At 68.0% G+C, this 24,890-nt stretch carries 19 protein-coding genes and 1 pseudogene; 7 read left to right on the top strand and 13 right to left on the bottom strand.

The genetic code is table 11. The features are described 5' to 3' along the window. Position 1 precedes the first annotated feature (1 nt). The 4 genes from U9J66_RS04225 to U9J66_RS04210 form a co-directional block, all read right to left on the bottom strand. The gene (locus U9J66_RS04225) at positions 2–2,014 is read right to left on the bottom strand and encodes a tetratricopeptide repeat protein (protein WP_161111807.1); all 2,013 of its coding nucleotides are present in this window, start codon (positions 2,012–2,014) and stop codon (positions 2–4) included. Positions 2,015–2,734: 720 nt separating this feature from the next. Continuing rightward, positions 2,735–5,878, bottom strand: a complete 3,144-nt coding sequence (locus U9J66_RS04220; RefSeq protein WP_326337087.1) for an AfsR/SARP family transcriptional regulator — start codon at positions 5,876–5,878, stop codon at positions 2,735–2,737. Between the two features lie 548 nt (positions 5,879–6,426). Next, positions 6,427–7,029 (bottom strand): histidine phosphatase family protein, encoded by a 603-nt coding sequence (locus tag U9J66_RS04215; protein ID WP_326337086.1) that lies wholly within the window; start codon positions 7,027–7,029, stop codon positions 6,427–6,429. Between the two features lie 70 nt (positions 7,030–7,099). Continuing rightward, positions 7,100–8,290, bottom strand: coding sequence for a PEP/pyruvate-binding domain-containing protein (locus tag U9J66_RS04210; protein WP_326337085.1), 1,191 nt, complete (start codon positions 8,288–8,290; stop codon positions 7,100–7,102). A gap of 46 nt (positions 8,291–8,336) precedes the next feature. On the opposite strand from U9J66_RS04210, the gene U9J66_RS04205 reads away from it, so the two are divergent. From U9J66_RS04205 to U9J66_RS04195, 3 genes are all read left to right on the top strand, one after another. After that, positions 8,337–8,732: a hypothetical protein gene (locus U9J66_RS04205; protein WP_017536562.1), complete on the top strand. Its 396-nt coding sequence runs from the start codon at positions 8,337–8,339 to the stop codon at positions 8,730–8,732. Beyond that, complete coding sequence (locus U9J66_RS04200) at positions 8,729–9,379, top strand: transcriptional regulator (protein ID WP_326337084.1); 651 nt, start codon at positions 8,729–8,731, stop codon at positions 9,377–9,379. The genes U9J66_RS04205 and U9J66_RS04200 overlap by 4 nt, the downstream gene beginning before the upstream one ends. A gap of 75 nt (positions 9,380–9,454) precedes the next feature. Beyond that, positions 9,455–10,021: a GNAT family N-acetyltransferase gene (locus U9J66_RS04195; RefSeq protein WP_326337083.1), complete on the top strand. Its 567-nt coding sequence runs from the start codon at positions 9,455–9,457 to the stop codon at positions 10,019–10,021. Positions 10,022–10,248: 227 nt separating this feature from the next. Here U9J66_RS04195 and U9J66_RS04190 read toward each other — a convergent pair whose 3' ends face one another. Beyond that, positions 10,249–10,758 (bottom strand): NUDIX hydrolase, encoded by a 510-nt coding sequence (locus U9J66_RS04190; protein ID WP_326337082.1) that lies wholly within the window; start codon positions 10,756–10,758, stop codon positions 10,249–10,251. 128 nt (positions 10,759–10,886) lie between these two features. Between U9J66_RS04190 and U9J66_RS04185 the strand changes: the two genes are divergently transcribed. Then, entirely contained in the window at positions 10,887–11,684 is a 798-nt protein-coding gene (locus tag U9J66_RS04185) for a MerR family transcriptional regulator (RefSeq protein WP_161111812.1), read from the top strand. Positions 11,685–12,075: 391 nt separating this feature from the next. Further along, entirely contained in the window at positions 12,076–12,279 is a 204-nt protein-coding gene (locus U9J66_RS04180) for a hypothetical protein (RefSeq protein ID WP_017536567.1), read from the top strand. An 87-nt stretch (positions 12,280–12,366) separates the two neighbouring features. Here U9J66_RS04180 and U9J66_RS04175 read toward each other — a convergent pair whose 3' ends face one another. Both U9J66_RS04175 and U9J66_RS04170 read right to left on the bottom strand, forming a co-directional pair. Beyond that, a complete protein-coding gene (locus tag U9J66_RS04175) occupies positions 12,367–13,938 on the bottom strand; it encodes a TROVE domain-containing protein (RefSeq protein ID WP_161111813.1) in 1,572 nt (523 codons plus the stop codon). Between the two features lie 492 nt (positions 13,939–14,430). After that, complete coding sequence (locus U9J66_RS04170; protein ID WP_326337081.1) at positions 14,431–15,603, bottom strand: epoxide hydrolase family protein; 1,173 nt, start codon at positions 15,601–15,603, stop codon at positions 14,431–14,433. 138 nt (positions 15,604–15,741) lie between these two features. Between U9J66_RS04170 and U9J66_RS04165 the strand changes: the two genes are divergently transcribed. Next, positions 15,742–16,281 (top strand): CGNR zinc finger domain-containing protein, encoded by a 540-nt coding sequence (locus tag U9J66_RS04165; protein WP_017536570.1) that lies wholly within the window; start codon positions 15,742–15,744, stop codon positions 16,279–16,281. A gap of 856 nt (positions 16,282–17,137) precedes the next feature. Beyond that, positions 17,138–18,913 carry a sel1 repeat family protein gene (locus tag U9J66_RS04160; RefSeq protein WP_326337080.1) on the top strand — a complete coding sequence of 592 codons (1,776 nt, stop codon included), beginning with the start codon at positions 17,138–17,140 and terminating at the stop codon, positions 18,911–18,913. 131 nt (positions 18,914–19,044) lie between these two features. On the opposite strand, the gene U9J66_RS04155 is transcribed toward U9J66_RS04160, so the two are convergent. From U9J66_RS04155 to U9J66_RS04130, 6 genes and pseudogenes are all read right to left on the bottom strand, one after another. Continuing rightward, positions 19,045–19,791, bottom strand: a complete 747-nt coding sequence (locus tag U9J66_RS04155) for a phosphotransferase family protein (RefSeq protein WP_326337079.1) — start codon at positions 19,789–19,791, stop codon at positions 19,045–19,047. A gap of 159 nt (positions 19,792–19,950) precedes the next feature. Beyond that, positions 19,951–20,130, bottom strand: a pseudogene (locus U9J66_RS04150) (Imm49 family immunity protein); the annotation flags it as partial. Between the two features lie 27 nt (positions 20,131–20,157). Then, a complete protein-coding gene (locus U9J66_RS04145) occupies positions 20,158–20,811 on the bottom strand; it encodes an HAD family hydrolase (protein ID WP_326337078.1) in 654 nt (217 codons plus the stop codon). A 208-nt stretch (positions 20,812–21,019) separates the two neighbouring features. Beyond that, positions 21,020–21,742 (bottom strand): class I SAM-dependent methyltransferase, encoded by a 723-nt coding sequence (locus tag U9J66_RS04140; RefSeq protein ID WP_161111817.1) that lies wholly within the window; start codon positions 21,740–21,742, stop codon positions 21,020–21,022. Positions 21,743–21,796: 54 nt separating this feature from the next. Beyond that, the gene (locus U9J66_RS04135; RefSeq protein ID WP_014913183.1) at positions 21,797–22,987 is read right to left on the bottom strand and encodes a styrene monooxygenase/indole monooxygenase family protein; all 1,191 of its coding nucleotides are present in this window, start codon (positions 22,985–22,987) and stop codon (positions 21,797–21,799) included. After that, positions 22,984–23,913: a hypothetical protein gene (locus U9J66_RS04130; protein WP_326337077.1), complete on the bottom strand. Its 930-nt coding sequence runs from the start codon at positions 23,911–23,913 to the stop codon at positions 22,984–22,986. Before U9J66_RS04130 ends, U9J66_RS04135 begins: the two co-directional genes overlap by 4 nt. Positions 23,914–24,890: the final 977 nt, after the last annotated feature.

Here is a 24,890-nt window from a genome sequence, read left to right as displayed (position 1 = left end):
CTCAGCCCGACCCGTCCAGTCGTTCCTGAACCCTGCGCCGGGCCGGATCCTTCTCGTCCAACGACTCCAGGGCGTTCTCGTAGGCGGTCCTCGCCGCGCCGAGATCGCCCTGGTGCTCGTGGATCTCGCCCAGCGTCTCCCAGGCCTCGCTCTGTCCGGGTCCCGATCCGTGCTCGACCATCTCACGCAGAGCGGCTTCGACCTCGCGGCGGGCTTCCTCGGGCCGGGACAGGGCCAAGAGGGTGGAGCCGAGGGCGATGCGCGCCCGGGCCCGGTTGTAGAGGCTGTTCTCCAGGGGCGGCAGGGCCCGTTCGAGGAACCCCAGCGCCTTCTCGGGGGAACCCGTGGCCAGATGGGCGCGCCCGAGCAGGAACAGGGTGACGGCCCGGTGGTGTTCGGCGCCGGTGTGCTCGTCGGCGGCCAAGGCGTCCTCCAGGAAACCTACGGCCTCTTGGAGATCGCCGTGGTCCAAGGCGAGGGTGCCCCGTCGCTGTCGGGTCTGCGCCACCCTCTTCCACTCCTCTCTACGGGACCAGATCTCCTCCGCGGCGGCCAGATCCGCCATCGCCTCCTCGACCCGCCCCAGATGGCTGTGGACCAGGGCACGCTTGTTGAGCAACCGTCCCAGCGTTCGTTCGTCCTCCGATCGACGTGCCGCGAGAACGGCCGCCTCCCCGGCCCGCAGCCACAGGTGGGCCTGGCCGTGGTGGAGGAAGAGCGACCAGAGCCCCTCGGTCAACCACAGGGTCTCCTGGAAGAGATCGTGCCTCCCGGCCAGGTCGATCAGATCGACCAGGTTCCCCTTCTCCGCGTCCAGCCACCGGGCCGCCTGAGCGGCATCGGCGAACGCGGGGTCGACCTTCACGATCCTGGAGGTGACGTAGGGACGCAGCGCGATGTCGGCGGCGATGGAGAGTTCGGCGAAGGTCCGGGCGAGCCTGGCGATGCCCTCTTCCTTCGCCTCGTCGTTCTCGTATTCGGCGGCCTTCTCCTCGGCGTGGAGGCGGAGAAGGTCGTGGAAGCGGTAGCGACCCGGGGTCTGCTCGATCAACAGATGCTGCCGTGCCAGATCTCGTAGTGCCTTCTCGCTCTTCGGGGGAGCGTCACCGGTGAGGCGAGAGGCGATCAGCGGCGTGATCTCGACGCCGGGATGCCAGGCGAGCCGACGATAGGTACGAGCCTGTTCAGGGGCCAGGGATTCGTAGGACAGGTCGAACGCTCCTCGAAGTGACACCTCTACACCGATCCGTTCTCCGATCGAGTTCAACCGGGCAAGACGTTCCTGGGCCGTGCGCAGCTCATCTTCGAGCCGGACCCAGGAACCCCCCTTTTCGTCGCTCTCGGCGAGGGCGACGGTGCACAGAGCGACGGGAAAGCCGCCGCATAGACTCGCGATCTTTCGCATCGCGTCCCGTTCCATGCCGTCCGTGGTCTCTTCCCCACTCGACCTGCGTAAGAGCTCGACCGCCTCCTCGGTCTCCAAGGGAGGGACCTGGACGATCACGGCTCCGTCCAGGCGTAGAGCGGTCAGGCGCACTCTGGAGGTCACCACGATGGTGTGGCCGGCGCCGCCCGGAAGGAGGACACGGACCTGGGCGGCCGAGAGGGCGTCGTCCAAGAGGAGGGCGACGCGCAACCTCGTCGTCGCCGACCTCCACCAGGCCGCCCGTTCCTGGAGCTCGGTCGGCACGAACTTCGGTTCCGTGCCCAGGGAATGGAGCAGACCCTCCAGCGCCCGGTGAGGGTCGGTCGGAGGACCGGGGGTGAACCCCTGGAGGTCGACGAAGAAGTGTCCGCCGCCGGCGAGGCGGGGGTGGTCATGGAGGAAACGTGCGGCCAGCGCGGATTTGCCCACCCCGGCCGGTCCGGTGATCACGACCAGAGCGTTGCGGCCTTCGAGGTGCGCCCGCTCCACCGCGGTCTCGATCCGCCTCTCCAAGGAGGAGCGGCGGACATAGAACGGCGAGGGGGGCGGTAGCTGACGCGGTTCCGCCGGAGAGGTCGAGGCGGTCACGTGGATGCCTCCATGGATCGCTCCGGCCACTATCGCGGTTCCGTCGATATCGCCATGGATCCGATTGCTCACGTGAGGTGGGGGGTCGGTGTGAGGGGAGGGTTCCACGTTGCTCCGTTGGCAGGTGGGCTGGTTCTGCTCTCAGGGTTCCGTTCTCCTTATGAACGAGTGTCCTTCCGATGAGAATACGGAGCAACGTTCGGTGGGTCACAGTGTTGTTTCATGGGAAATTGAGCATAGGAAAATGCACGTGCAAGTGCAAGTGATCTCTGGCTGTGACCTGCGCATTCTTGTATATGGAGAGAAAAAAGCCCACTGCATGGAGCAGTGGGCCTTGTAGAGAAATCTCCTGTCTTCGCCTCTGGTGTTAGGTGACGATCCCTCTCGTGAGCTCGGAAAGCTCCCACGCATAAGCCCAACTGAAGGTGGCCAGCATGAGGATCTGTACAATAAGAGACTTCATTGTTTTCCTTGCGGGGCCCTGTGCGTCTTGGTGGTTGCCCGGGCCCTGTCGGCGGGTACAATGAGAAGCGGGATGCCATGAGATTTCATGGCATCCCGTATTCCGCAGATGTTGGGAAAATTCAGACATCTCCGCAATAGGCAGAAATTACCACTCTCAAGGGGAAATGGCCGGAATTTGCCATCCCTGAGAGGTATCGTACAGCCTGCCGAGGGTGGTGTGTGCGCTCCGGTTATGGCTCAGTGCCGAGTTATGGATCAGCGTCGCGGCAGAGTGTCCAAAAGAGCCCGCACGATGGCGGCCTCGGAAGGGGCCGGAAGAAGTTCATAGAGCAAGGCGGCCTCTTCGAGCCGAGTCCGTGCTTCTTCCTTATCGCCGAGCGCCAGGTACCGCCGTCCGAACTCGTGCAGGGCTTGAGCTCGTTCTTTGCGTAGTCCGTGCTCAGTGGCGGTCTCGAGTGCCCGTTCGAGGTGTTCGATGCCTCTTCGGGGGTGGTCTTGGTCCTGCTCGATGTCGGCCAGGCCCATATGTACATCGAACATCACGTTAGGGGGCGCGAAGTCCCGCATCTGTAGACATCGCTGGAAGTACTCCCGAGCTTTGTTCGATTTGTCCTGCATTGCGTGGGCCGAGCCCAAAGTGGAGAGAACGGCCGGTTTGGTCCATGGGTCATGAAATCGATCCAGGCAGACGAGAGCCTGCCTGGCGCAGGCGATGGCCTGTTCCGGATCATTTCGAAGCAGGGACAGATCTCCCATATTCGCCCAGGCGAGGGCTTCCCTGCGTCCATCTCCACTGTTCTGAGCGATATAAAGTACAGATTCGCACAGAGACCATGCCTCACGGTGGAACTCCAACTGCTTCAGGGCTCCGGCGAGATTGATCCGGGCGTTGGCCAGCATGTGCGGATCGCCTGTCCCTTCGAGAAGGCGTGCGACGTCGCTGAAGTCCGCCACCGCTTGGTGGGAGGCTCCGGTGTAAACGTGGCACAGACCCCGGTTGTGGAGAGAGAAGACGATGCCGGGCCGATGCGTAAGGGTCTCGAACCTCTCCAAGGCCTGTTCCAGGAGCTCCAGGCTCAGGTCGTAGCGCCCTTGCCGCCAGCGGATCTGCCCTCGGTGCGCGATGGCCCAGGCCTCGCCCAGGCCGTCTCCGGCCTTTCTCCATTGTTCCCGGGCGATCCGATTGCAGTGCAGTGCTCGCTTGAAATCACCCGTGCGCAAGAGGGCACGGGCCAGGTCGAAATGCCCGCGCGCCGACCTCCTGGCCGGATCGCTCTCCCTGTGTTCACGGCAGGCCCGCTCGTGTAGAGAGGGGGCGATGTGCCAGGGGCCGTGAACGTCCAGGTACTCGGCGATGGCGTGCGCCAGGTCGGCCATCACGGCACCGTGGTCGCTCACCTGAGCAACACCGATCAGGGTGACCAGGTTGGGCAGCTCGCCCCGGAACCAGGCCTCGGCGCGCGCTCGGTCCCAACGAGGGACCTGGTGTTCGAGCTCCACCTCGTCCCGTCCCGGGCGGTGGGGGTGCAAGGCCCGGTCGGCGGCCAGGGAACGATTCAGGTAGACCTCGTACATGCGCCCACGCGAGGCGCTGATCCCGTCGTAGGGGAGTTCTCGCGCGGCGATGTCGGAGGCGTGGTCCTTCAGGAGCGTGTGCAGCCGGAATCGGTCCGGTCGATGCTCCTCGATGAGGCAGGCGCTCACGAGCTCGGCCAGCGCGTCCCGAGCGGCCGATTCGTCGGAGGAGATGAGCGCGGCGGCGATGGGGCCGCTCATGATGCGCGTGGGGTGCAGCCCCAGGTAGAGGAAGGCTTGACGGGCCTCGTCGCTCACCGATCGCAGGGCGAGGTCGAACACACGGGCGAGGTCCGTTTCACCGCTGCGGAACGCGTCCAGACCTCCTCTTCCCACGGACAGGCGGTCCAGAAGTGATCGAAGGCTCCATGAGGGGCTGCTGAGTCGGAGGATTGTCGCCACCAGGCGCATCGCGAGCGGCAGACGCCCACACCGGGTGATGACCTCTTCGAGGAGCGGATCCGCCTCCATCTGTCGCTGGGGTCGGCCGCTCGCCGCGATGAATATCTCGGTCGACTCGTCCGGAGAAGGGAGGCCGAGGGGGAGGTGGTCGACCTCGTTGATCTCGGTGAGCTGGAAGCGGCTGGTGATCAGAACCGCGCTCTCCGCCCCGACCGGCAACAGCGGGGCGACCTGGGCCGAACTCGCGGCGTCGTCCAGGACGAGGAGAAGGCGCATCGATCGAGTGTGCGCTCGCCAGAGGGCTACCTGTTCGGACAGGGAGTCGGGGATGTGGGTCGCGGGGATGCGCAGGAGCCGGAGGAGTTCGGTCATCGCCTCCGTAGGGGTGAGCGGAGCCAGACGCCCGTGGCTCCCACGGAGGTCCAGGGTCAGCCGGGCATGCGGGAAGTCGCTCTTGACCTGATGGGCCGCGCGCATGGCCAGGGAACTCTTCCCGACCCCGGCCATGCCGCTGATGGCCCAGACACGTGGCGAGGAGGAGGGTCGATCGCGCAACCGTGAGGTGAGAAGGAGCAGCTCGGACTCGCGGCCGCGGAAGAGTTTCTGCTCCCTGTCCAGGTTGTCCAGGGTGTGGACCGTGGTGGGTCCCCGCTCTTCCTCCGGTCTTCGGGGCCCAGAGTTCGACTTCGTCGTCTGAAGGATCTCTTCGAACTCTCGCCGGGTCTCCCTCGACGGGTCGACCCCCAGGTCCTCGGCGAGCCGATTCTTGAGCCGCTGGTACACCACCAGGGCGTCCGCGGAACGACCCACCGATCTGAGCGTGCGCAGGACGAGTCGGTGCAGGACCTCGTTGGTCGGGTAGAGCATGAGCGCCTTGTCGAGGACGTCCAACACCTCGGAGGTCTCACCGGAGGCGAGCGCCAGCTCCGCCCACTCGGACAGGACGTCCTGATAGACCTGCTCCATCGTGTGGCGCATCCGCGCCGCCCATTGTCCCGAGAGACCGGCCAGCGGGGTGTCCTTGCGCAGCCGGAGCGCCTCCCGCAGCAGGGTGCGAGCGGTGGCGTGCTGATCGACCCGTCGTAGGGCGTGCGCGTGTTCCCGGAGTCTTTCCAACCGGGACCAGTCGATGTCCTCCGGTTCGAGCCCGAGCCGGTAGCCGCTGTCCTCGTGGGACAACAACGTCCGTTCGATGCCCGCGGTCTCCAGCCGTCGTCGCAGCCGGGTGACGTAGGTGTGCAGGGTGCTTCGATAGGTCGAGGGAGGCGAGGCCCAGAGTCGGTTCGCCAACTCCGCCGCCGGTAGCGGGGTGCGGCCCGCGAGCGCCAGGTAGGTCAGAAGCTCTCTTTCGCGGCCGGAACCCAGGTCGACCGGCTTGTCGTCGAAGTACAGACGGACGCTGCCCAGAACGTGTAGCTGCACCGCTGAGTCCTCACCACGAGAAAACACCTCCCTTAGAGTCGCATATTCGGGTGGCCCGGAAAAGGATCTGATAGATTTCTTACATATGCATGGATCTCTGGAGATGATTGGCCGGTGCGATGCATGTGCATGTTCCCGGTCGAATTCTCGTGAATGTGCACTGCCGGTATTTTATTTTCTCACCTTTTTGTTTTTCGGTGTCTCCGAGTGTATCCGGTGCTGAAGCGGGATCCCGAGGTCACGGAGGGGCTGGGGGGAGGAGGCATGTGAGGTCATGGTCCGAGTTCAGGGGAGAGTGATCCGCTGTTATTCGGGTGGTTCCGGACTCTTGCATGGATGACAGTGATGCGTTCGACTGAATGTCCTCGTGAAGCCGAACGTGGCCCTTGAGGTCCGATGGTCGGGTTTGAGGACGATCCGTGTAAGGCCGCCTATTCGACCGCTTCCTCCGACCCTCGATACTCCATCCGAACGACCGATCCACCTCGAGGGGTGGGGCGACGGCGGGCACCGGGGCCATGCCCTCGCCCCATCACCACGGCCGTCCCTCAGGGGCGCGCGACCTCGGGGAAACCGGTCCACCGGTGTTCGGGCCGCAGGTGGCTCATGTCGTTGTACATGGTGATGGCGGGCGGCAGCCCGGGTCGATACTCGATGACGGTCAGCGCGGCGTTGGCGGCGTTGAGGCCGATCCACCGCATGGGCGGCGCTCCGAGGGCGTCGCGGATGAGCCAAGCGAGGGGGTAGGCGTGCGTGATCAGTACTTCGTGCAGGTCGTCGTCGCCTTCGGGCGCGGTGGCGAAACGGTCGGTGAGGTTCTGGGCGATCCGACGCCCCTCCTCGGCGTCCTTGGGGGCGAAGCCGTCGAAGAACGGTACCCAGGCCCGCGGGGTCTCCTCGACCGGTGGAACGTAGGGCACGTGGTCGATGAGCTCCGGGGCCTCGCCCACCGGCGCGTTCCCGTTGAGGAACGTGTCCAGCTCCCGGGCGCTCTCGGCGGCGCGGGGCAGCGGTGAGTACCAGAGGGCGGTGATGGGCAGGTGCGCCAGACGCTCGCCGAGGAGCCGGGCCTGTTCGCGTCCGGTCTCGGTGAGCGCGCCGAACGCGTCGGCGGCGCCGTGCCGGGCGATGTAGAGGTATCTGGTGGCCATAGGGGGTGTCGGAAGGTCACCGCGGGGGCGTCTCCCGGTCTCCTTTCTCTCGGTGGGCCTGGTCGGGTCGTCAGTGCGGGGTGAGAGTTCCGGCGGCGCCGTCGAGGGTGACGGTCGCTCCGTCGCGAACGAGGGTCGTGGCGTGTGGGACGCCGATCACGGCGGGGAGGTTGTACTCCCGGGCGACGATCGCCGCGTGGGAGAGCACCCCACCGGTCTCGGTGACCATGCCGCCGGCCACGGTGAACAGGGGTGTCCACGCCGGGTCGGTGTACGGGCAGACGAGGATGTCGCCGGCCCGGACCCTCCCGAAGTCGGAGGGGCCTCGGACGACGCGTGCGTTCCCGGTGACGGCCCCGGGGGATCCGGGCGTTCCGCTCATCGAGGAGCTGTCGGGGGCCGGTCCCGAGATCGGAGCCTCCGGGAGTGGGGCGGTGATCGGCCTGGCCTGGAGCAGCCACGTCGTTCCGTCGGCGATCGCCCACTCGATATCCTGCGGGCCGCCGAGGAGCCCGGCCACCCGGTGGCCGAGAGCGGCGAGCCGCGCCGCGGTGTCCTCGTCCAGGGTGGGAGCAGAACGCTGACGCTCGGGCACCGGGCGGGTGACGACACCGCCGCGGTTCTCGTCCCGGTCCAGCCGGGTCTCCTTGCGGCCGAGGGCGCTCCGGACGGTTCCGTCCGCCGCGACCTCATAGGTGTCGGGGGAGACGATCCCGCCCACCACCGTGAGCCCAAGGCCCGGGCTCGCCTCGATCCGAGTGGGGCCGTCGGGGCGGGTGGGGGTGAACATCACCCCTGAGACGTCGGCGTCGACGAGGCGCTGTACGAGCACCCCCATCTCCGGTCCGGTCCGGGAGCGGTCCTCCTCGGTGCGGCTCCGGTAGGCCGTGACCCGGGCGGAGGAGGCGGATCCCCAGCAGTCGCGGATCGCGTCGACGACGGCCGCCACGCCCTGGACGGCGAGGAGGCTCTCGTACTGGCCGGCCGCGGAGGCCCCGGTTCCGTCCTCGTTCGAGGCAGAGGAGCGCACGGCGACCGGAGGATCGCCCAGGAGGGTGAGTGCTTCGGCCACCTCGTGTTCGAGTTCGGCCGGTGCTCGAAGACCGGGATCGACACGGGCGGCCCGGTGGGCGGAGAACGGCACCACGAATCCTTCGGGCACCGGCAGCCCCTCTCGCAGGAGTCGGCCGAGTGTCGCGGCCTTGCCCCCACAGGTGTCGAGGGTCGCGTTCGGAAGCGGCGTCACACTGGTCTCGTTCATCAATTTTATGTTGACAACGTTTTGTTGATTGCGCAAGATGGGTGCCATGGAACGCGAGCACGAGCCCCACCGCACCGGCGGCGACGATCACGCGCAGGCGCGGCGCGAACGAGAGGCCCAGGATCGACTCCTCGACCTCGGCGCCGACCGGCTGGAGGAACGTCCCTGGCGACCGGCCCCCGCCCCGCCCACGGCGATCGACCTGGCGCAGTTCGCGCTCTGGCGCTCCGCCGACCTCGACTCCGACGACCTGCTGGCCGCGCTCTCGCTGATGCCCGCGGCGCGGGCCGAGGTCGAGGGCGTCGAGATCGGTCTGCTGTTCACGGCGCGGAACGCGGGGCTGACCTGGGCCCAGATCGCCGAGGCGACCGGCTTCCGCTCGCCCCAGGCCTGCCAGCAGCACTACATGCGGATGAGCGCCCGTCAGGAGGACCGGTCATGACCCGTCGATCGCCCTCCGACCTGAGGATCCTTCACGCCGTCCGGCTGCTCGGCTACGCGGACGACACCGCGATCGCCGATCGCGCCACGGTGGCGGAAGAGGAGGCCGCCTCCTGGCTTCGTGACGCCGAACTCCGAGGCTGGACACAGCACACCGCCTTCGCCGACCTGGGCGGTTGGTCGCTCACCGAGGAGGGGCGGGCCGAGAACGAACGCCGGTTGGCGGAGGAGCGCGCCGAGGCCGACCCCGAGCGGAGGATCGAGGCGGCCCACCGCGACTTCCTGCCGCTCAACGCCCGACTGTTGAAGGCCTGCACCGACTGGCAGATGAAGCCCACCGCGCAGGACCGGTTCGCCTTCAACGACCACACCGACGACGAGTGGGACGAGCGCGTCCTGACGGAGCTCACAGCCCTCGGCGAGGAGCTCGGGCCCCTGATCGGGCGCCTCACCGAGGTACTGACGCGGTTCGACGGCTACGACACCCGCTTCGAGACGGCACTTCGAAGAGCCCGGCTCGGTCAGCACGACTGGGTCGACAAGACGCACGTCGACTCCTGCCACCGGGTCTGGTTCCAGCTCCACGAGGACCTCATCGCCACCCTCGGCATCGACCGGGGCGCCGAGAACCCCACCGGTTCCGGCTGAGGAGAGAAGGTGGAGCCCGCCCGGGTGCTCTTGTCGGGCTTCGCAGGGCGGGTCGTGCTCGGCTACGGTTCTTCGATGACCCGATCTACCCCCTGGATCTCCGCGCTCCCCCTGACGACGCCCCGCCTCCACCTCGAACCCCTTCGCGTCGAACACGCGACCGAGGCGGTCGAGACCTTCGGTGACGCCCGGCTGCACACCTGGATCGGTGGGGCGCCCAAGACCCTCACGGAGCTCGAGGTCCAGTACGGTCGCCAGGTCGAGGGGCGCTCACCCGACGGCGCCCAAGGGTGGCTGAACTGGATGTCGCGCCGGACCTCGGACGGACGGCTGGTCGGCACGGTGCAGGCCACACTGGAACGTCCCACGGACGACCACATCGAGGCATCGCTCGCGTGGGTGGTCGGGGTCGAGTACCAGGGCCGGGGCTATGGGCGTGAGGGGGCGCTCACCATGGCGCGTTGGCTGCGCGAGCAGGGGGTGGACGAGCTGACCGCCTACATCCACCCCGGCCACGAGGCGTCCATCGGCATCGCGCGGGCTCTGGGGCTGTCCGCCACCTCCGTCCTGGTGGACGGTGAGGTCCGCTGGACCGACGCGAACACGCCTCCGGGCACACCGTTCGGAGCAGGGGCCGCCTGAAGCCCGGGCCCCGCGCGCGCGGGGATGGACCGACCGGCGGGGAACTCGACGTTCGCGGGGTCTACTCGAGCCTCAGGTAGGTGGGATGGGCCGAGGTCCGCCGCGCGCCGTCCGTCGGTACGGGTCGCCGAGCCCCGCGCACGCGAGGATGGATCCCGGACCCGCTCCGATGAACGAGCGGGTCGCGCGGGACCCGCTCGTTCATCGGGACGTCGCCTCCCACAGGTTCAGTCGGTGTACGTCTCGGCCGGAGCGCCGACCGGCAGTCCCCACCGCTCGACGGCGGTCATGGCGGCGCACTTCACCTGCCCGTCCACCGAAGGCCCCCACCCCAGCAGCTCCACCGCCTCCGGGAACGGGCAGAGGCGACGCACGTGGATCCGCCCGCTGTCGGGGTCGGGCTCGCGTTCCCCCAGCACGTTCAGCCGGGCCGCCATCCGGAGCTGGGCGTAGGGCTCCCGGTCCGGGCGGTGCACCGCCTGATAGCCGAGGTGGACCGGGTCGGTGATCGTCACCTGCACTTCCTCCCACACCTCACGCACCAGCGTGGCCACACGATCACCCCCGTCCTCGGGTTCGGGTGTGCCGCCGGGCAGGTTCCAGACCCCGTTGTCGCGCAGGACGATCACCCGGCCCCGGGCGTCGAAGACGTAGGCGTAGACCTGCCTGATCGGCCGGCTCTCGGGAGGGTGGGACGCTTCGTGCCACACGTAGGACACCCGGTTCGTCTCGCTCATGGCAGCAGACGCTGGTGGAGGGCACCGGCCGAAGACGCGCGAACGCGTCAAAGAGCGGTCGCTTCCTGAACACCGCGCTCCGAACTTCGGTTTGCCTCTCCCCTTGGGGGAGGGCCCACAGTGGAACCATGCTTCCCATCAGTTCCTTCAGCGAACTCACCGGCCTCTCCCGCAAGGCGCTGCACCACTACCACTCGCTCGGCCTCCTGGTCCCGGACCACGTGGACGAGGACACCCAGTTCCGCTGGTACACCGTCGACCAACTCGAACGCGCCGGAAGGATCGTCACCCTGCGCCGCGCGGGGATGACCCTGGAGACCGTCCGTCAGGTGGTGGACGCCCCCGACCTGGCTCAGGAGGCGCTTCGGGATCACGCCGAGCGGTTGCGGCGCGAGCGCGAGGAACAGGACCGGGCGCTGGCGGAGGCCTCGGCGGCTCTGGCGTGGGAGCCGCGCGTGGAGGTGCGGACCCGGCCGGCGTGCGCCGTTCTCACCGGGCTGACCGGGGGGCGAGGGGAGGACTTCGACCTGGAGGAGTCCAGGGAGGAGGTACGGGCCTTGGTCGAGCGGCTCACCGGTCTGGCCCGGGAGCTCGGGTGGGCCGTCGGTGATCGTTGGTGGAAGTCGCTGGAATCGGGGACGGGCGAGGTGGCGGCCTATCGGGTGTGCGTACCGGTCGAGGCGGTGGAGGCCTCACCGACGCTGCCGACGGATGTGGAGCTCGTGGAGCACGAAGAGGGGGCCGAGGTCCGGTTGGTGATGCCCGGGCCCGAGACCCTGGGAGGGATCACGACGGCACTGACCCACCTGTTCGGGCACGAGGTGGAGGGCATGTTCGCCGACGTGGGCGGTCTCCGGCAGTCGGAGTACGACGGGATGGTGGAGCTCGCCATGAGGCTGCGCCCCCTGGCGGAGGCGCCGGAGTAGGGGAGCGATGTCCCGGCGCCCTCGGCATGGCACGGGTACATCCGTGCGCGGCCTACCAGGGAGGAGACGACCTTGCTCACGGGGCTCTTTTCTCCGGTGGTCTCTTCAGAGACATGGCCGTCCTGGTCGTCTCCCTGTTCCGCCTGGTGCTCACACCAGGGTGAATCCTTTCCGGAGTCCAGATCTCGATCCCGGCCGAGGTGGCGCCGGAACTCCGACAGGGTCGAGAGTGGGCCCACGCATCGAGGCACCACCACTGTGGGAACAGCGGGACATGTACCCTTCCTCCCGGTGCGTCGGCCCCCTGGCCCAGGGCGGGCGTACGAGCCATGTGTCACCCGCGCGGGGAGAGGTGGCCGGGCCTCCTTTCCCCTCACCCCGAAAGATGAGCATGACCGAGGAAACCCGCTCCGAGAAAAGCGCCGGCCTGCCCTATCTCCATATGGTGCTGGTCGGTGTCCTGTTCCTGCTTCTCATGCTGATCAAGTTCGAGGACCCCCTACCCGAGTGGCGGACGCCTCTGACGATCGTCCTCAGCGTCGCGCTGGTCGTGAGCGCCCTTCTTCTGGGTGGTAGGAGCTTGAAGAAGGACTGACCGTCGCGGGCCGAGCCCCGCACACGTGGGGATGGGTCGGATACGCGGAAGGGCCCGGGACATGGACCCCGGGCCCTTCGTTCGCGGCTAGTCCTCCCACGGCCAACGGGCGTCCCGGCCCCTTTCGAGGAGCGGGATCATCCGGAACGCCGCGTCGCCGAGCCCTCCGAAGGTGTATCGACCGCCCGCTCCGGACGGCCCGTGTCCGTACCGGTAGCCGGCCAGGTTCCACGTGTACACGGAGACCGACGCGGGCACCTGCTCGGTCGGACCGCCGCCTCGCGAGTGGTGGGCCTGCTCGTCGGTGACGATCACGACCCGGTCGTGCCCGCGGAAGTGCTCGCGTACCGCCCGCGCGGTGTTCGTTCCACCCATCCACTGGAACCGCTCGATGACCCGCAGCAGCGAGTCCCCTCGCTCCAGAGCCACCGGGGCCGAACCGGTGCCGAACTCCACCAGATCCGTGTCCTCGCAGCGCATCGCCAACGCCGACCCGAAGATCGCCGCCGCGTCCGCGCGGTTCAGGTCCGAGCGAGCCGACAGCGGGGCCTGCATCGACCCCGAGCGGTCCACCAGCACCAGCGTTCGCCCACCGAGTTCGGGCACGTTGCCCAGTGACGCCTTGAGCGCCTTCTCCAACGCGTGCCCCCAGCGCAGGGACGGTGCCGCCCGGTAGGCGGACAGGAACCGCATCGGCAGCTGTCGCGACCTCGCCACCTGCTCGGGGTCGGACAACCGGGCCGCCACCCGCTCGGCGACCTCGTCGGACACTCCGGCCTGGTCGAAGTTCCTGAGGTTGCGCACCAGGGCCATGTACCCCATCGAGGGGATCAAGGCCTCCCACAGGCGTGCCTTGTCCACCCGGCCGCCGGCCAGGGACAGCGCCGACTCCCAGGTGAGACCCGCGGCCTTCAACTCATCGGGGGCGAGGAGAAGGCTCGGGTCGGTCTCCACACGTTCGGCGAACACCGTGTTGCGGGCCAGCGTGGGCAGCATGTCCGGGTCGGGGCTCGTGCCGCGGTTATGACGACGCTCGTGCGCGTAGGAGAACAGAGTTCCCTGCCACGGCTTGTCCGCGGCGGGGGAGGCGTGCACGAGGTTGAGCACGTCGGAGAACCGGAAGCCCTTGGTCGCGGTGTCGTACTTGAGCATCGACCGCTCGTCGTACAGCCGTGCCGCGGCGTCGGCGATACCGCGCTTGACCGGCTTGGGGAGACGCCGCCCGTAGCGGGAGGTCCAGTAGGCCAGGGCCTCGCCGGGCTCGTCCGCGCGTCGCAACGCGGCGTCCACCATCTGCCGGGAGTGGCCGTGGGCCTTGGCGTCCACACGGGCCTTCGCGCCTTCCAAGGCCGCGACGACCGAGGCGGTGCGCATGTTCGCCTCGTTCCGCAGCCACCCGATCATGCCGGTCAGCCACACGGGGTCGGTGACGGCGACCTGGTGCACGAGGTTCCGGAAACGGTCATCGCGCTCACCCGCGGACTCGTAGAAGGTGTTCTCCCCGACCATGTTCGCGACGGCGAGGAGGAACAGTTCGCCCTTGGTGTCACGCGCGAATCCGGGGGCGCCCTCGTGGGTCCGCCCGGAGGGGGTGCGCTCACCGGTGATGGGGCTCTGTCCAGAGGGCCGGGTGTCGGCCCGGTTGAACTTGGCGCACATGGAAAAGGCTCCTTCCGCACCGGGAGGAGCCACCCTTCGGAAGGCGCGCCCGAGATCGAAGCGGTGAGGGTGACATTAGGTGCTCTACCGACTGAGCTACACCGGCCGTGGCCGATGACGGGACTCGAACCCGCGACATCCTCATTAACAGTGAAGTAACCCTGACCTGTGCACCGGGCGCGCCTTCCGAAGTTCGTGACCTCCCGAGATCGAGTTCGGCTCCGGTGAGGTTCTTTGAGAGAGAAGTAACCGGGGCCTTCGCACCGGGAGGTGCTGCCGCAAAACTAGCATTCCGCCCGAAAGACGGTCATGTTCTTTTTTCAGAGATGCGTTCTCCCGGTTGAGAGCGCTTTCACGGATCGCCTTTCCTGCTCCCCGCGCCTGTGGGGATGGGCCGGCCCCTTCGATGCGCGGCCGCAGGCCTACCGGCTGCTCCCCGCGCCCACGGGGACGCCCCCACCCCAGCCGGTCCACGAGGTGCCCCCGCCCACCTCACCGACGGGCGGCGAGCACCGCCGCGAGGCCTTCCCGCAGGTCCTCGACGAAGTACTCGGGAACCTCCAGCGACGGGAAGTGCCCTCCCCGCTCGGGCTCCCTCCAACGGACGATCTGCCGGTATCGCTCCCGCGCCCAGGGCCTCGGGTACCTCTCGGTGTCGCGGGGGTACATGGTGATCGCCGAGGGGACGTCGACGCGGAGTTCGGGGTCGAGCGAGTCGTGGCTCTCGTAGTAGATGCGCGCCGCCGACGCCCCGGTCCGCGTCAGCCAGTACAGGGTGACGTCGTCGAGGATCCTGTCGCGGGAGATCGTCTCGAAAGGGCTGTCCTCGGTGTCCGACCATTCGGCGTACTTGTCGAGGATCCAGGCGAGAAGTCCGACCGGTGAGTCGACGAGCGAGTAGCCGATGGTCTGCGGTCGGGTCGCCTGCTGTTTCGCGTACGCCGCGCGGTGGCGCCAGAAGTGGTGTGTCCCCTCCGCCCATTCGCGTTCGACCGTGGTCAGCCCGTCCATCGTGGTTCCGGGCGGTCCCTGCGCGAACGTCGTGTGGATGCCGAGAACGTGCTCGGGGAACCTGCCGCCGAGGATCGTGGTGATGTTCCCTCCCCAGTCTCCGCCGTGGGCCAGGAACCCGTCGTAGCCGAGCCTTCCCATCAGTTCGACCCACGCGGCCGCGATCTTCTCGGTGCCCCATCCGGTGGTGGTCGGCTTGTCGCTGTAGCCGAAGCCCGGCAGTGAGGGGATCACGACGTGGAACGCCGGAGCGTTCGGATCTTCGGGCTCCGTCAGCTCGTCCACCACGTCGATGAACTCGGCGATGCTGCCCGGCCATCCGTGTGTGAGGACCAGGGGAGCGGCGTCCGCGCGGGTGGACCTGCGGTGCAGGAAGTGGATCCCCAGACCGTCGATGGTCGTGCGGAACTGGCCGATCCGGTCGAGGTGCTCTTCGAACGCCCGCCAGTCGTATCCGGTGCGCCAGTGGTCCACGAGTTCGATGAGATCGGCGAGAGGGACGCCCTGTTCCCAACGGTGAGGACCGGGGCCCGCGTTAGCGACCGTCTCGGCCTCCGGGAAGCGTGCCGAGGCGAGTCGTGCGCGCAGGTCTTCGAGATCGGATTCGGACGTGTGGGCTTCGAACACTTCCACGTCGTCGGTCGGACGGGACATGAGACCTCCTGGCCGTCGTGGAGCCGGTCATGGTCTTGGTGAACCGGCTAAGCCGGTTCTAACACGCCTCCGTGGCGGTACACAACCGGCTAAGGTGGTTCCATGCCTGTCGGATTCCCTGACTTTCGCCTCGGTAGCGTGCTGGCGACCAGCTTCACGGCGACGCTGACGGAGCGCCGTGGTGACGCCGTAGAGCGCATCCCCACGCCGCGAAGACTCCTCGACTGGCTGGAGGTGAGCGGCCTCGCCGTGGACTCCTGCACCGCCGAACAGCTCGAGCTCGCGCGGGAACTGAGAGAGGCGATCCACGCCGCCGCCACGGCGACCGCGCTTCAGGAGGCTCTGCCGGAGGCCGCCGTCGAGGTCATCAACGAGCGCAGCGTCCAGGGTCGGGTCGCGGCCGTTCTGACACCCGAGGGCGAACGGCGATGGCGGCTGGGAGTGGACTCCCGGGTGGAGGACGCGCTCAGTGTGATCGCCGCCGACGCGATCGACATCATCTCCGGCGAGCGCGATGGAAAGATGGCCCTGTGCGCGTCACCGACCTGCCAGGCAGCCTTCTTCGATGCCAGCCAGAGCCGCACCCGAAAATGGTGCGATATGAACACGTGCGGGAACCGTCAGAAGAAGGCGCGTTTCAACGCCGCCCGGAGCAGGAGATCCGGATCGTCCGAGTGAATCCGCGTGGGTGCGGCAGGGGCGTTCGGTGAGCGGGGCGCGCTTCGTGACTCAGGTCGCGAAGAGGGATGCTTGCTTTCGCGCAGGTCGTCTTCCTGAGGTTCACACGTGCGGGGGTGGACCGTTCGGGGGAGGAATGGCGCTCGATACGAGCCGGGCCCCGCGATCGCGGGGCCCGCGGGCCACCTCGAAACGATCTCTTTATCGCCTACATCGGTGAATCCCTCACCTGTGGTCGCGCTACTTGGACCGCTGGTAGGCCTTCCATTCCCGGTGGAGGGCACGTCGACGGTCGTATTCCCTCTTCGCGCGGACCTGCGGGTCGGTGTCGATGGTCTGAGACGCAGGTCCCATGACGTGCAGGAGCACGTAAGTGATACGGAACCCCGCCCTGTACAGCAATGAGAACGAGTCTTTCCCCTGCGGCTTGTCCATGGCCGCCCACCTCACTAGTCGCCGGGATCTCGGGCGCGGGCCGCGAGAGCGCAATCGAGCAGAGAATCCATCGCCGTGAAATCCGCGGCCTTCCCTGACCAGCAGCAGCGTACCGGCCCGTTCTCCGCCCTCTCGTTCGGCCCGCCCTCTACGAGCACGAACCCGAACGGGGACGCCTCCGGCAGGGTCCCGCGCACACGGAGACGGGCCACCGAAGGCCCGCTCCCTCGACCTGCCCACGAGCCTTCCCGCCCTGCCCGGTATGGCCCCGACGCTCGTGCGGAAGGCAGAATCGTCGCATGCGACGAACACAGGCGTGGACCCTCACCGTCTCTTCGGCGATCTCGAGGGGAGAGCCGCCGGTGTCCCCGGCAAGGCCCGGCCACGCCGTGCCCCTTCGCCCCCGGGGTCGGTGACCGCGATGGTCGACAACCGTATGCGCGACAACCACGGGGTCTCGATCCAGGCCCGTGACATCCACGGATCGGTCACCGTGTACTCCGATCCCGACGCTTCGGCGCCGGGGTGGGTGGACACGGCGCTGCCCGTCCACCGATCCGACGTCCGTGAGTTGGGCACGCACAACGCTCTCCCCGGGCCTGGCGGCGAGGGTCTCCCGCCCTACGTGGCCCGCGACGTGGACGGCGAACTCGACCGGCGCCTGGTCGCGGTCGCGGAGGCGCCGCGTGGCGGGCTGGTGTTGGTGACCGGTCCCTCGGCCGCCGGTAAGACCCGGGCCCTGGCCCAGGCGTTGCGTCGCACCATGCCCGACCGGATGCTGGTGGCCCCGCCCGAGGAGGCCGACCTGAGATCCCTGCCCACCTGGTTGCGGGAAAGGGCCGAGCGCGCCCCTCAGGGGTGGGTGGTGTGGTTGGACGACCTGGAGCGCCACCTGAGCGCCTCGGGTCCGACTCCGGCCCTGATCGCCGAACTCGGCCGGGTGGGCGCGGTGGTGGCGGCCACCATCCGATGGAACCGGCTGGAGGCCCTGCGCCCGACCAGCGTCGATCACACCTCCGCGGCGGAGGGTGTGGGGTACGCGGTGCTCAAGACCCCACCGATCGTCGTCGAACGTCGATGGAACCCCCAAGAGCGCGAGCGGGCACGGGCCGGCGGCGATGAGCGCCTGGTCCGGGCCGCCGACGATGAGCGGTTCGGGGTGGCCGAACAATTGGCGGTGGCCCCTCTGCTGAAGATGACCTGGCTCGGCGGCCCCGACAACGGCCACCCCCGTGGTCACGCGCTGGTGGCCGCCGCCGTGGGTCTGGCCGAGGCCGGTGTGACGGGCTCACTGACCCGAGAGCAGATCCAGGACCTCCACACCGTCTATCTGTCAGACCCTCCTCCTCTGCCGGAGGAGATCGACCGGGCCTGGGAGTGGGCCACCCGCCCGCGCGGTGGTCTGGCCGGATTGCTGGTGCCCGCGGATCACCACGGTCGGTGGCGGGCCTTCGACTACCTCGCCACCGAGGACGCCTTGCCCGAGGCAGTGTGGCGCGCGGCCCTGAAGGTGGCCACCGAACAGGACCTCTTCACGGTCGGCCTCACCGCCTATAGGGCCGGGCTGGACGACATCGCCGAAGCGGCCTGGACATCTCCGGCCGAACAGGGCGACACCGATTCCATGTTCCACCTCGCGTTCCTGCTGAAGGAGACAGGACGGGCACGGAAGGCGAAGAGTTGGTATCGAAAGGCCGCGGACCTCGGCCATATCGACGCGATGCTCGCCCTCGGGCTGTTGCTGAAGAGGGAGGGCCGGGTGCGGAAGGCCGAAGCCTGGTACCGGCGAGCCGCGGCGCAGGACGATGCTCGGGCGATGGCCCTCTTCGGGATGCTCTTGGGAGAGACGGGGCGGGCAGAGGAGTCCGAGGTCTGGTTCCGGCGTGCCGCCGACCGGGGCGACACCGGATCGATGGTCGTCCTCGGGATCCTGGCTTCGAAGAGAGGGAGGAAGGGCGACGCCGAGGGTTGGTTCCGGCGGGCCGTGGACCAGGGCGACCCCGCCGGGATGTTCGACCTCGGGAACCTGTTGAAGGAGACGGGCCGGACGAGGGAGGGCGAGGCCTGGCTGCGGCGGGCCGCCGAGCTGGGGAACGAGGAAGCGATGTACGAGGCCGGGTTTTCCTCGGAACGGGCGGGACGAGGGAGGCCGACGTCTGGAGCCGGCGGGTCTTCGACGAGAACGCCGGGCGAGTGAGATCCATGCTGGAGGAGAGGAGGGCGGAAGGGGAGGGCGAAGGCCGGCACCGACGGTGGTGAGGTCGTCGGGGACGCCCTCGTCCAACGGCTCACCTGCGCGGGCTCCCGATGGATCGAGCCCACCCGGTCTCACATCCGGGCCTTCAACACGTCGACCTCGCAGCCCGGGGCGAAGGGGTCGAAGCCGTGCTCGGCCAGCCAGCGGGTCACCAGCAGGCTTCGTACCGACCACCACGCGCGGATCACGTCGCGGTCGACATCGGTGCCGTATCCGGCGAGGAGGTCGTCGAGGCGGTCCTCGTGTCCGAGGGTGAAGGTGGCGAGGTCGTACAGGGCGTCGCCCCGGCCGGCCTCGGACCAGTCGATGACGCCGGTGACCTCGTCGTCTTCGAGGAAGATGTGCGCGATCTGTAGGTCGCCGTGCGTGAAGGCCGGGTTCCAGGGCCGGAACGCGGCCTCGGCGACCTCGCGGTTGCGGTCTACCAGATCGGCGGGCAGGAGCCCGTTGGACACGAGCAGCTCGCACTCGTGGTCGAGCTCCGCCTTCAGCGCGACGATGTCCTGGCCGGCCCGGCCCTGTCGGGACGGCAGGGGCGCTTCATGCAGCTCGCGGATGGTGGCTCCGGTCGCGGCCCACGCCGCAGGCGACCCGGTCGTGGGCCCGCCCAGGCGTCCGAGTGTCGCTCCTGGAAGCGCGGCGATCGCGAGCGCGGGCGGCTCGCGCCACAGGATCTCCGGGGTCGGGACCGGCGCCAGGGACATCACCTCGACCTCGGCGTCCATGCGCGCCCGATCGGCGTCCACCTTCAGGAACACGTCGCCGACGCGCAGGGTCGCGCGCTCGGAATGGGCGACGACGACTTCGACCTCATCCATGGAGGCAGTATCCCGGGGGAGATCGTCGATGTCGCGGGGTTTTCTCCCGGGGCGACGTGGAAGATCGGTCGGCTTGGCCGGGCGCTGTTCGGCTCGGGCCTGGGAGAGGAATACGCGGCATGGCCCTGCTCTGGCAAGGCCACGCGGCCTGGGCGAGGGTCAGAGGGCCGGGACCTCGGGGGCGTGCAGGAGCACCTGGGGGAGGTAGTCCGAGTCGACGTTCGGTTCCCATTCGTGTACCTGGACGGCCAGGGCGGCCAAGGCGATCACCCCGATGGGCAACAGGCTCGCGGGGATGGCCCGAACGGAGCCTCGAGGGGCAGGGGTTTCGTGGCCTGCCCTATGCCCCTCGCTCCGTTCCCGAGGTCACCTGTTCTCGGCCGGCCCGGGAACTCCCAGCAGGTCCCCGACACGCGAGGCCAACCCCGGCCGGCCATCGGCCAGCACCGTGGTCATGCCCAACGCCTGTGCCGGGAGGAGATTGTCCGGGTTGTCGTCGACGAAGACGCACTTCTCTCCTGGTAGCCCCAGGCGCTTCAGCGTGCGCAGGTAGATCTCCGTATCCGGCTTGGCGACCCCCTCGATCTCGGAGAGCACCGTGACCTCGCACAGCTCTCGTACCCCCAGCGTCCTGTAGGGGTCGTAGGGATCCAGCCCGAAGCTGTTGGACAACAACGCGGTCTTCAGGCCGGCCCGTCGTGCGGCGAGTGCGAGCTCGACCATGTCCTGGGCGGGACGGACCTCGGCCCAGGCACGTCCCATCAGGTTCTCGTGCTCCTCCACCCCCAAAAGTGAGGCCGTGGACTCGTTCCACTCCTGTTGCGTCAGCCGTCCGGCCTCCAGCTCCAGGTAGAGGCGGCGTCCCTCGGGGTGATGGTTCAAGGTGGTGCCCCAGGCCCGGTGATGGAGCCCCTGCTTCACGCACCATCCTTGGAGGGACTCACGGACACCTTCGGTGAGGACACCGACGAAGTCGAGGATGAGGGCCTGATAGCCGTTGGGGAGGGAGGGGAGAGTCATCGGAGTCCTCTTCGACAGGGGGTGGGGCTCACCATCGTTTTCTTCCAATGTCTGCGTGTCTTCAATCAGGCCGACCTCGCCCGGTGCCCTTACCTGGCGCGGGACCGATTCCCCACCTCTGAAAGCCCGGAAGGCCCCCGCACTCGACCGGTACGGGGGCTCCCCTTTCACTCGTTCTCACCCACGTGGGGAGGAACGGACGGTCCTTCTACCGCTTGGGCTTCTTGACGATGAACAGCGCGGCGCTGCCCATCGACCACACCGTCACGTCGTCGAAGTGCTGCCTCAGCTGCGGCTCCAGGTCGGCGAGACGGTCGCCGGCGTTCTGGAAGAACTTCCGGTCGGGCTTGTTGTAGGCCCGGATCAGGGTGCGGGCCAGGAAGTTGTGCTCGACGTCGGGGTCCTCCAGACCGAGCACGGTGTAGCCCCACGCGACGCCGTCGTCGGTGAGGGCGTCGGCGATGCCCGCGAAGGCACCGTCCTTACCGGGGAAACCGTTGCCGGGCAGGCAGTGCAGGACGTTGCCCATCGCGATGGAGTCGAACGCGCGGGACAGGTTCGGCCACGGGGCGACGAGGACGTCGTGCTGCACGGCCTCCACGATCGCCCGGTCGTTCAGTACCTCCTTGGCGAAGACGAGCGGGTTGTGGTTGATGTCCATGAGGTGGACGCGCCACTCGTCGGGGGAGGCGGGGGGAGTGGTGTTCGACAGCATCTCGGCGTTGGCGGGGCCCACCTCGAGGTGCCGGCTCGACACGTTCTCGTTGTAGAGGGCCTTGAGCTTCTCGTTGTCCAGAAGCCAGGCCTTGCGGTGGGAGAGGTTGCCGATCAGCTGTGAGTAGCGGCCCATGTTCTTGAGGCTGTACAGCTTCGAGTCTGTGGAGGACACCCACTGCGTCTTGTCGGTGTGGGGGATGGTGTTCTCAGACATGAGAGTGCCTTACTTCGGATTCGTCGTCTTTGTTCTGGATGGGGATGGCTTGTGTCAGTTCATGGGGAGCATCTGGGCGAGGGCGGCCGGGTCGTCGAAGCCGCGGACCCAGGTGTTGGCGAAGGCCGGATCGGCGGCGGCCTGGTCCATCGCCTGGAGGAGCTCCGGAGGCGTGTTGTCGCTGTGGACGGCGTTGATGAGCTGTGAGAAGGCCGCCGTGGGGCGGATCCGGCTCTCCCACAGGTCGGAGAACATGCCGCTGAAGAACGCCTCGTCGAACGCTCCGCCGTTCTTGTGGTGGACGACCATGCGGTCCGCCGTCTCGAAGCCGAGCTTGGTGGACAGCGACCAGCCCTGCCCGGTGCGGGGTTCGGTGGTGACCACGGTGTCGCCGGCTCCGACGACGATGCCTCCGCCCAGGTGGGCGACGGGCGTGCGCACGACGGGGGAGACCGTGGTGATCAGGGCGTCGCGAGGGTCGGCCATCTCGGCGTCGCGGAACCGTTCGCCCAGTTCGGGCAGTAGGTGGGGCAGGCGCGTGGAGAGCAGTCCGTGGACGTCGCGGGCGCGTTCACCGCTCAGGTCCAGGGGGTTCTCTCGGCCGGGGCGGGCGGCGACCATCACCGAGTGCGCGATCCCGTAGGAGGTCAGGATCGGCACCACGTAGATCTCGGCGCCCTCGATCGAGTACACCTCGACGTCCGCGCCGCTCTCGGGGACGGGGAGGTGGTGGAGGTAGACCTGGGAGACCACCTGCTGTTCGGCCGCCAACGGCCGTGAGGGGTCGGTGTGGAAGAGCTGGCCGAGTTCGCCGGCGCCGACGGTGACGATCGTGGCGTCGAACATGCGGGTGAAGTAGCTCAGGTCGCTCACGGTGATGCCGTGGATGCTGACCTTGCCGCCCCGGTCCTCGAAGTACTCCAGCAGGTCGGGGAGCTTCACCCGGGGCTCGACCGCGGCTCCGGCGGCGCCGAGGTTCCCGGTGAACCCGAAGCTCTGCCCGGCGCGGGTCACGTTCATGGACACGGTCTGGAACAGGTGGGGTTCCTGCTCCCACATGTCCAGCTTGAGGGTGCGCTCCATGCCCAGCGCGGTGGGCAGCGTCAGTTGTGTCATCTGAGCGGAGCCCCGACGTAGCTCATCGGAGGTTCGAGCCGTGGCGACAGTGACGTCCGCTCCCTGTGAGAGCAGGCGGTGGGCGAGTACGAGCCCGGTCAGGCCGGCGCCGACGATCAGAACCTTCATGCTGTTTCTCCGGTTTCGGGGTAGATGGGGTGAGCGTCATACACGGTGAGCGTCCTTTGGTCGATCACGTCGCCCAGGGCGGCTCGTGTGGCGGGTCTGGAGCGCACGTCGCATAGGACCGTCCGCTCTTCGGCGAGCCCCAGTCGGGTTCTGACGGCCTCGAGGTCGGGGGTCTCGTGGTCGTGGTGCAGAACCAGCAGGGCCGGTACGCGGTGCTTCGCCAGGAACCCCAAGGCGACCGCGGCCTCTTCGAGGTCGTCGGCGTGGGTGACGACCAGGGCGGCGCAGGCGTCGCGGACCAGGGTGGACCACAGGGTGGAGAACACGTCGACGGCGACATCGACCCCGCCGAGCAGGTGCAGGGACATGCCCTTCAGCGGGATCCGGCCCATCGACACCCGGGTCGTGACCGGCGGGGAGTAGGCGTCCGGAGAGCTGCTGGGGATCCCCACGTTCCTGACGTAGATGACCTCACCGTGGCTGATGGGGCCGACCTCCGAGCAGGAACCGATGAACGTGCGGCTCAGTTCCGGGTCGCCCATGACCAGGACCTTGGCCGAGCGCAGTTCGGGGTCGCAGTGGGAGAGGTCGCTCCAGGCGTCGCGCACCTCGGTGCGGGGGTCCGACGGGGTGGAGATCTGGCGGCTGACGCGGACGAGGTTCCGGCGTAGTAGTTCGGCGACCACCAGGATCACCACTCCGCGGCTGAGCCCCATGCGAACGGCGATGTCCAGGATGGTCATCGGCGTCCGGCCCTCCTGTTCCAGGTCGTGGAGGAGTAGCCGGATCGAGCGGCAGAGCTCGTCGATCCCGTCCTGGGCACTGAACCCGTCGGTGCCGTGGGGCCGCACGAGGGTGTGTTCGCCGATGGGCGGCAGGAGCACGTTCTTCGGCGCGTACGGGGCAAGGGGGGTGGGAGAGAGCATGAGAGGCTCCCTTTCAATGCAGGTGAGGGCTGGATGCTCCACGCTGAACAGCGGGCGGGGCGTATTCCGGACGAATCATGTATCGATGACATGACCTCTTATGGGGAGGTCATGGCGTCTTCGACGACGGGCTCCCGGAGAAGTCGCTGCTCGGAACCCATACGGTCGTCGGTGTGCCCGGTGTACATATCGGGGGATGGCTCACGTCCATGAGCTCATAATGGACGTTCTGTGCGCGGAAGGCATAATCGGGAACGAAGCTTCTCACGTATCGCGGAAACACGATCTGCGGGCCGAATGCGGTTCGGCTGATCGGATTTCTCTGGACCCGCTGCTTTGACCTTGGATAATGCCGACGAATGGTCCGACGTCGGTTCCGGTGGGTGCCTCTGGTCGGTTGTCGGTGGGGCTCATGAGGAGGATGTGGTGTCCCCCACAGGGGGAGTGGGATGGCGTGCATCCTTTGTGTGGTAGGGCTTGTCGTCTCCGAAGGGGTGCCGGAGGGGGCTCTGTCGCCGGGGGTGGAGGAGGGGCGGACTTCTGTCTTTAGCGAGGGGAAGAAGGCCGCTGAGCTCTGCTTTTATCGGCCTGCGGTGTCGGGTTTCGGTGTTCGCTCTCCGGATTTTTCGGGGGCCGGTTAGCGACGAATGGTGATGGGGTCGAGGGGTCCTCGGGTCCGGTTTTTCTGTGGCGCGTGGCCCCCACCAGTACGGATGCCCTCTTTTTCTCATCCTCGGGATGGTCGGGTAACTCGACATCGACCTTGGGGGGGAACCCCGGTGGTTTTGTTCACTGAGAGAGGAAAGTCGAGGAGTTCGCGCCGGGGGTCGACCTGGCGAGCATGGAGTGTCTGATTTGCCGGTTTTCTGAGAAGTTGGGGAAAGGGCTGTTCAACGCCGGTGGTTCGTTCGGTCGGAGAGGTCGCGGAACCCGTGTGCGGAGGTGGTCCCCTCACCGACGTCCGCGGTCATGTCCGG

It is taken from the genome of Nocardiopsis sp. LDBS1602, assembly GCF_035818715.1.
Classification (GTDB): Bacteria; Actinomycetota; Actinomycetes; order Streptosporangiales; family Streptosporangiaceae; genus Nocardiopsis; species Nocardiopsis alba.
The sequence above is the reverse complement of the archived record's forward strand: the minus strand, read 5'-3'. Positions and strand labels throughout refer to the sequence as shown.

Coding starts and splice junctions, on each gene's coding strand:
- U9J66_RS04205 (WP_017536562.1), top strand. CDS start 8,337: ATGGAACGCGAGCACGAGCCCCACCGCACCGGCGGCGACGATCACGCG.
- U9J66_RS04170 (WP_326337081.1), bottom strand. CDS start 15,603: ATGTCCCGTCCGACCGACGACGTGGAAGTGTTCGAAGCCCACACGTCC.
- U9J66_RS04210 (WP_326337085.1), bottom strand. CDS start 8,290: ATGAACGAGACCAGTGTGACGCCGCTTCCGAACGCGACCCTCGACACC.
- U9J66_RS04185 (WP_161111812.1), top strand. CDS start 10,887: ATGCTTCCCATCAGTTCCTTCAGCGAACTCACCGGCCTCTCCCGCAAG.
- U9J66_RS04175 (WP_161111813.1), bottom strand. CDS start 13,938: ATGTGCGCCAAGTTCAACCGGGCCGACACCCGGCCCTCTGGACAGAGC.
- U9J66_RS04215 (WP_326337086.1), bottom strand. CDS start 7,029: ATGGCCACCAGATACCTCTACATCGCCCGGCACGGCGCCGCCGACGCG.
- U9J66_RS04195 (WP_326337083.1), top strand. CDS start 9,455: ATGACCCGATCTACCCCCTGGATCTCCGCGCTCCCCCTGACGACGCCC.
- U9J66_RS04180 (WP_017536567.1), top strand. CDS start 12,076: ATGACCGAGGAAACCCGCTCCGAGAAAAGCGCCGGCCTGCCCTATCTC.
- U9J66_RS04130 (WP_326337077.1), bottom strand. CDS start 23,913: ATGCTCTCTCCCACCCCCCTTGCCCCGTACGCGCCGAAGAACGTGCTC.
- U9J66_RS04140 (WP_161111817.1), bottom strand. CDS start 21,742: ATGTCTGAGAACACCATCCCCCACACCGACAAGACGCAGTGGGTGTCC.
- U9J66_RS04135 (WP_014913183.1), bottom strand. CDS start 22,987: ATGAAGGTTCTGATCGTCGGCGCCGGCCTGACCGGGCTCGTACTCGCC.
- U9J66_RS04145 (WP_326337078.1), bottom strand. CDS start 20,811: ATGACTCTCCCCTCCCTCCCCAACGGCTATCAGGCCCTCATCCTCGAC.
- U9J66_RS04190 (WP_326337082.1), bottom strand. CDS start 10,758: ATGAGCGAGACGAACCGGGTGTCCTACGTGTGGCACGAAGCGTCCCAC.
- U9J66_RS04200 (WP_326337084.1), top strand. CDS start 8,729: ATGACCCGTCGATCGCCCTCCGACCTGAGGATCCTTCACGCCGTCCGG.
- U9J66_RS04160 (WP_326337080.1), top strand. CDS start 17,138: ATGGTCGACAACCGTATGCGCGACAACCACGGGGTCTCGATCCAGGCC.
- U9J66_RS04155 (WP_326337079.1), bottom strand. CDS start 19,791: ATGGATGAGGTCGAAGTCGTCGTCGCCCATTCCGAGCGCGCGACCCTG.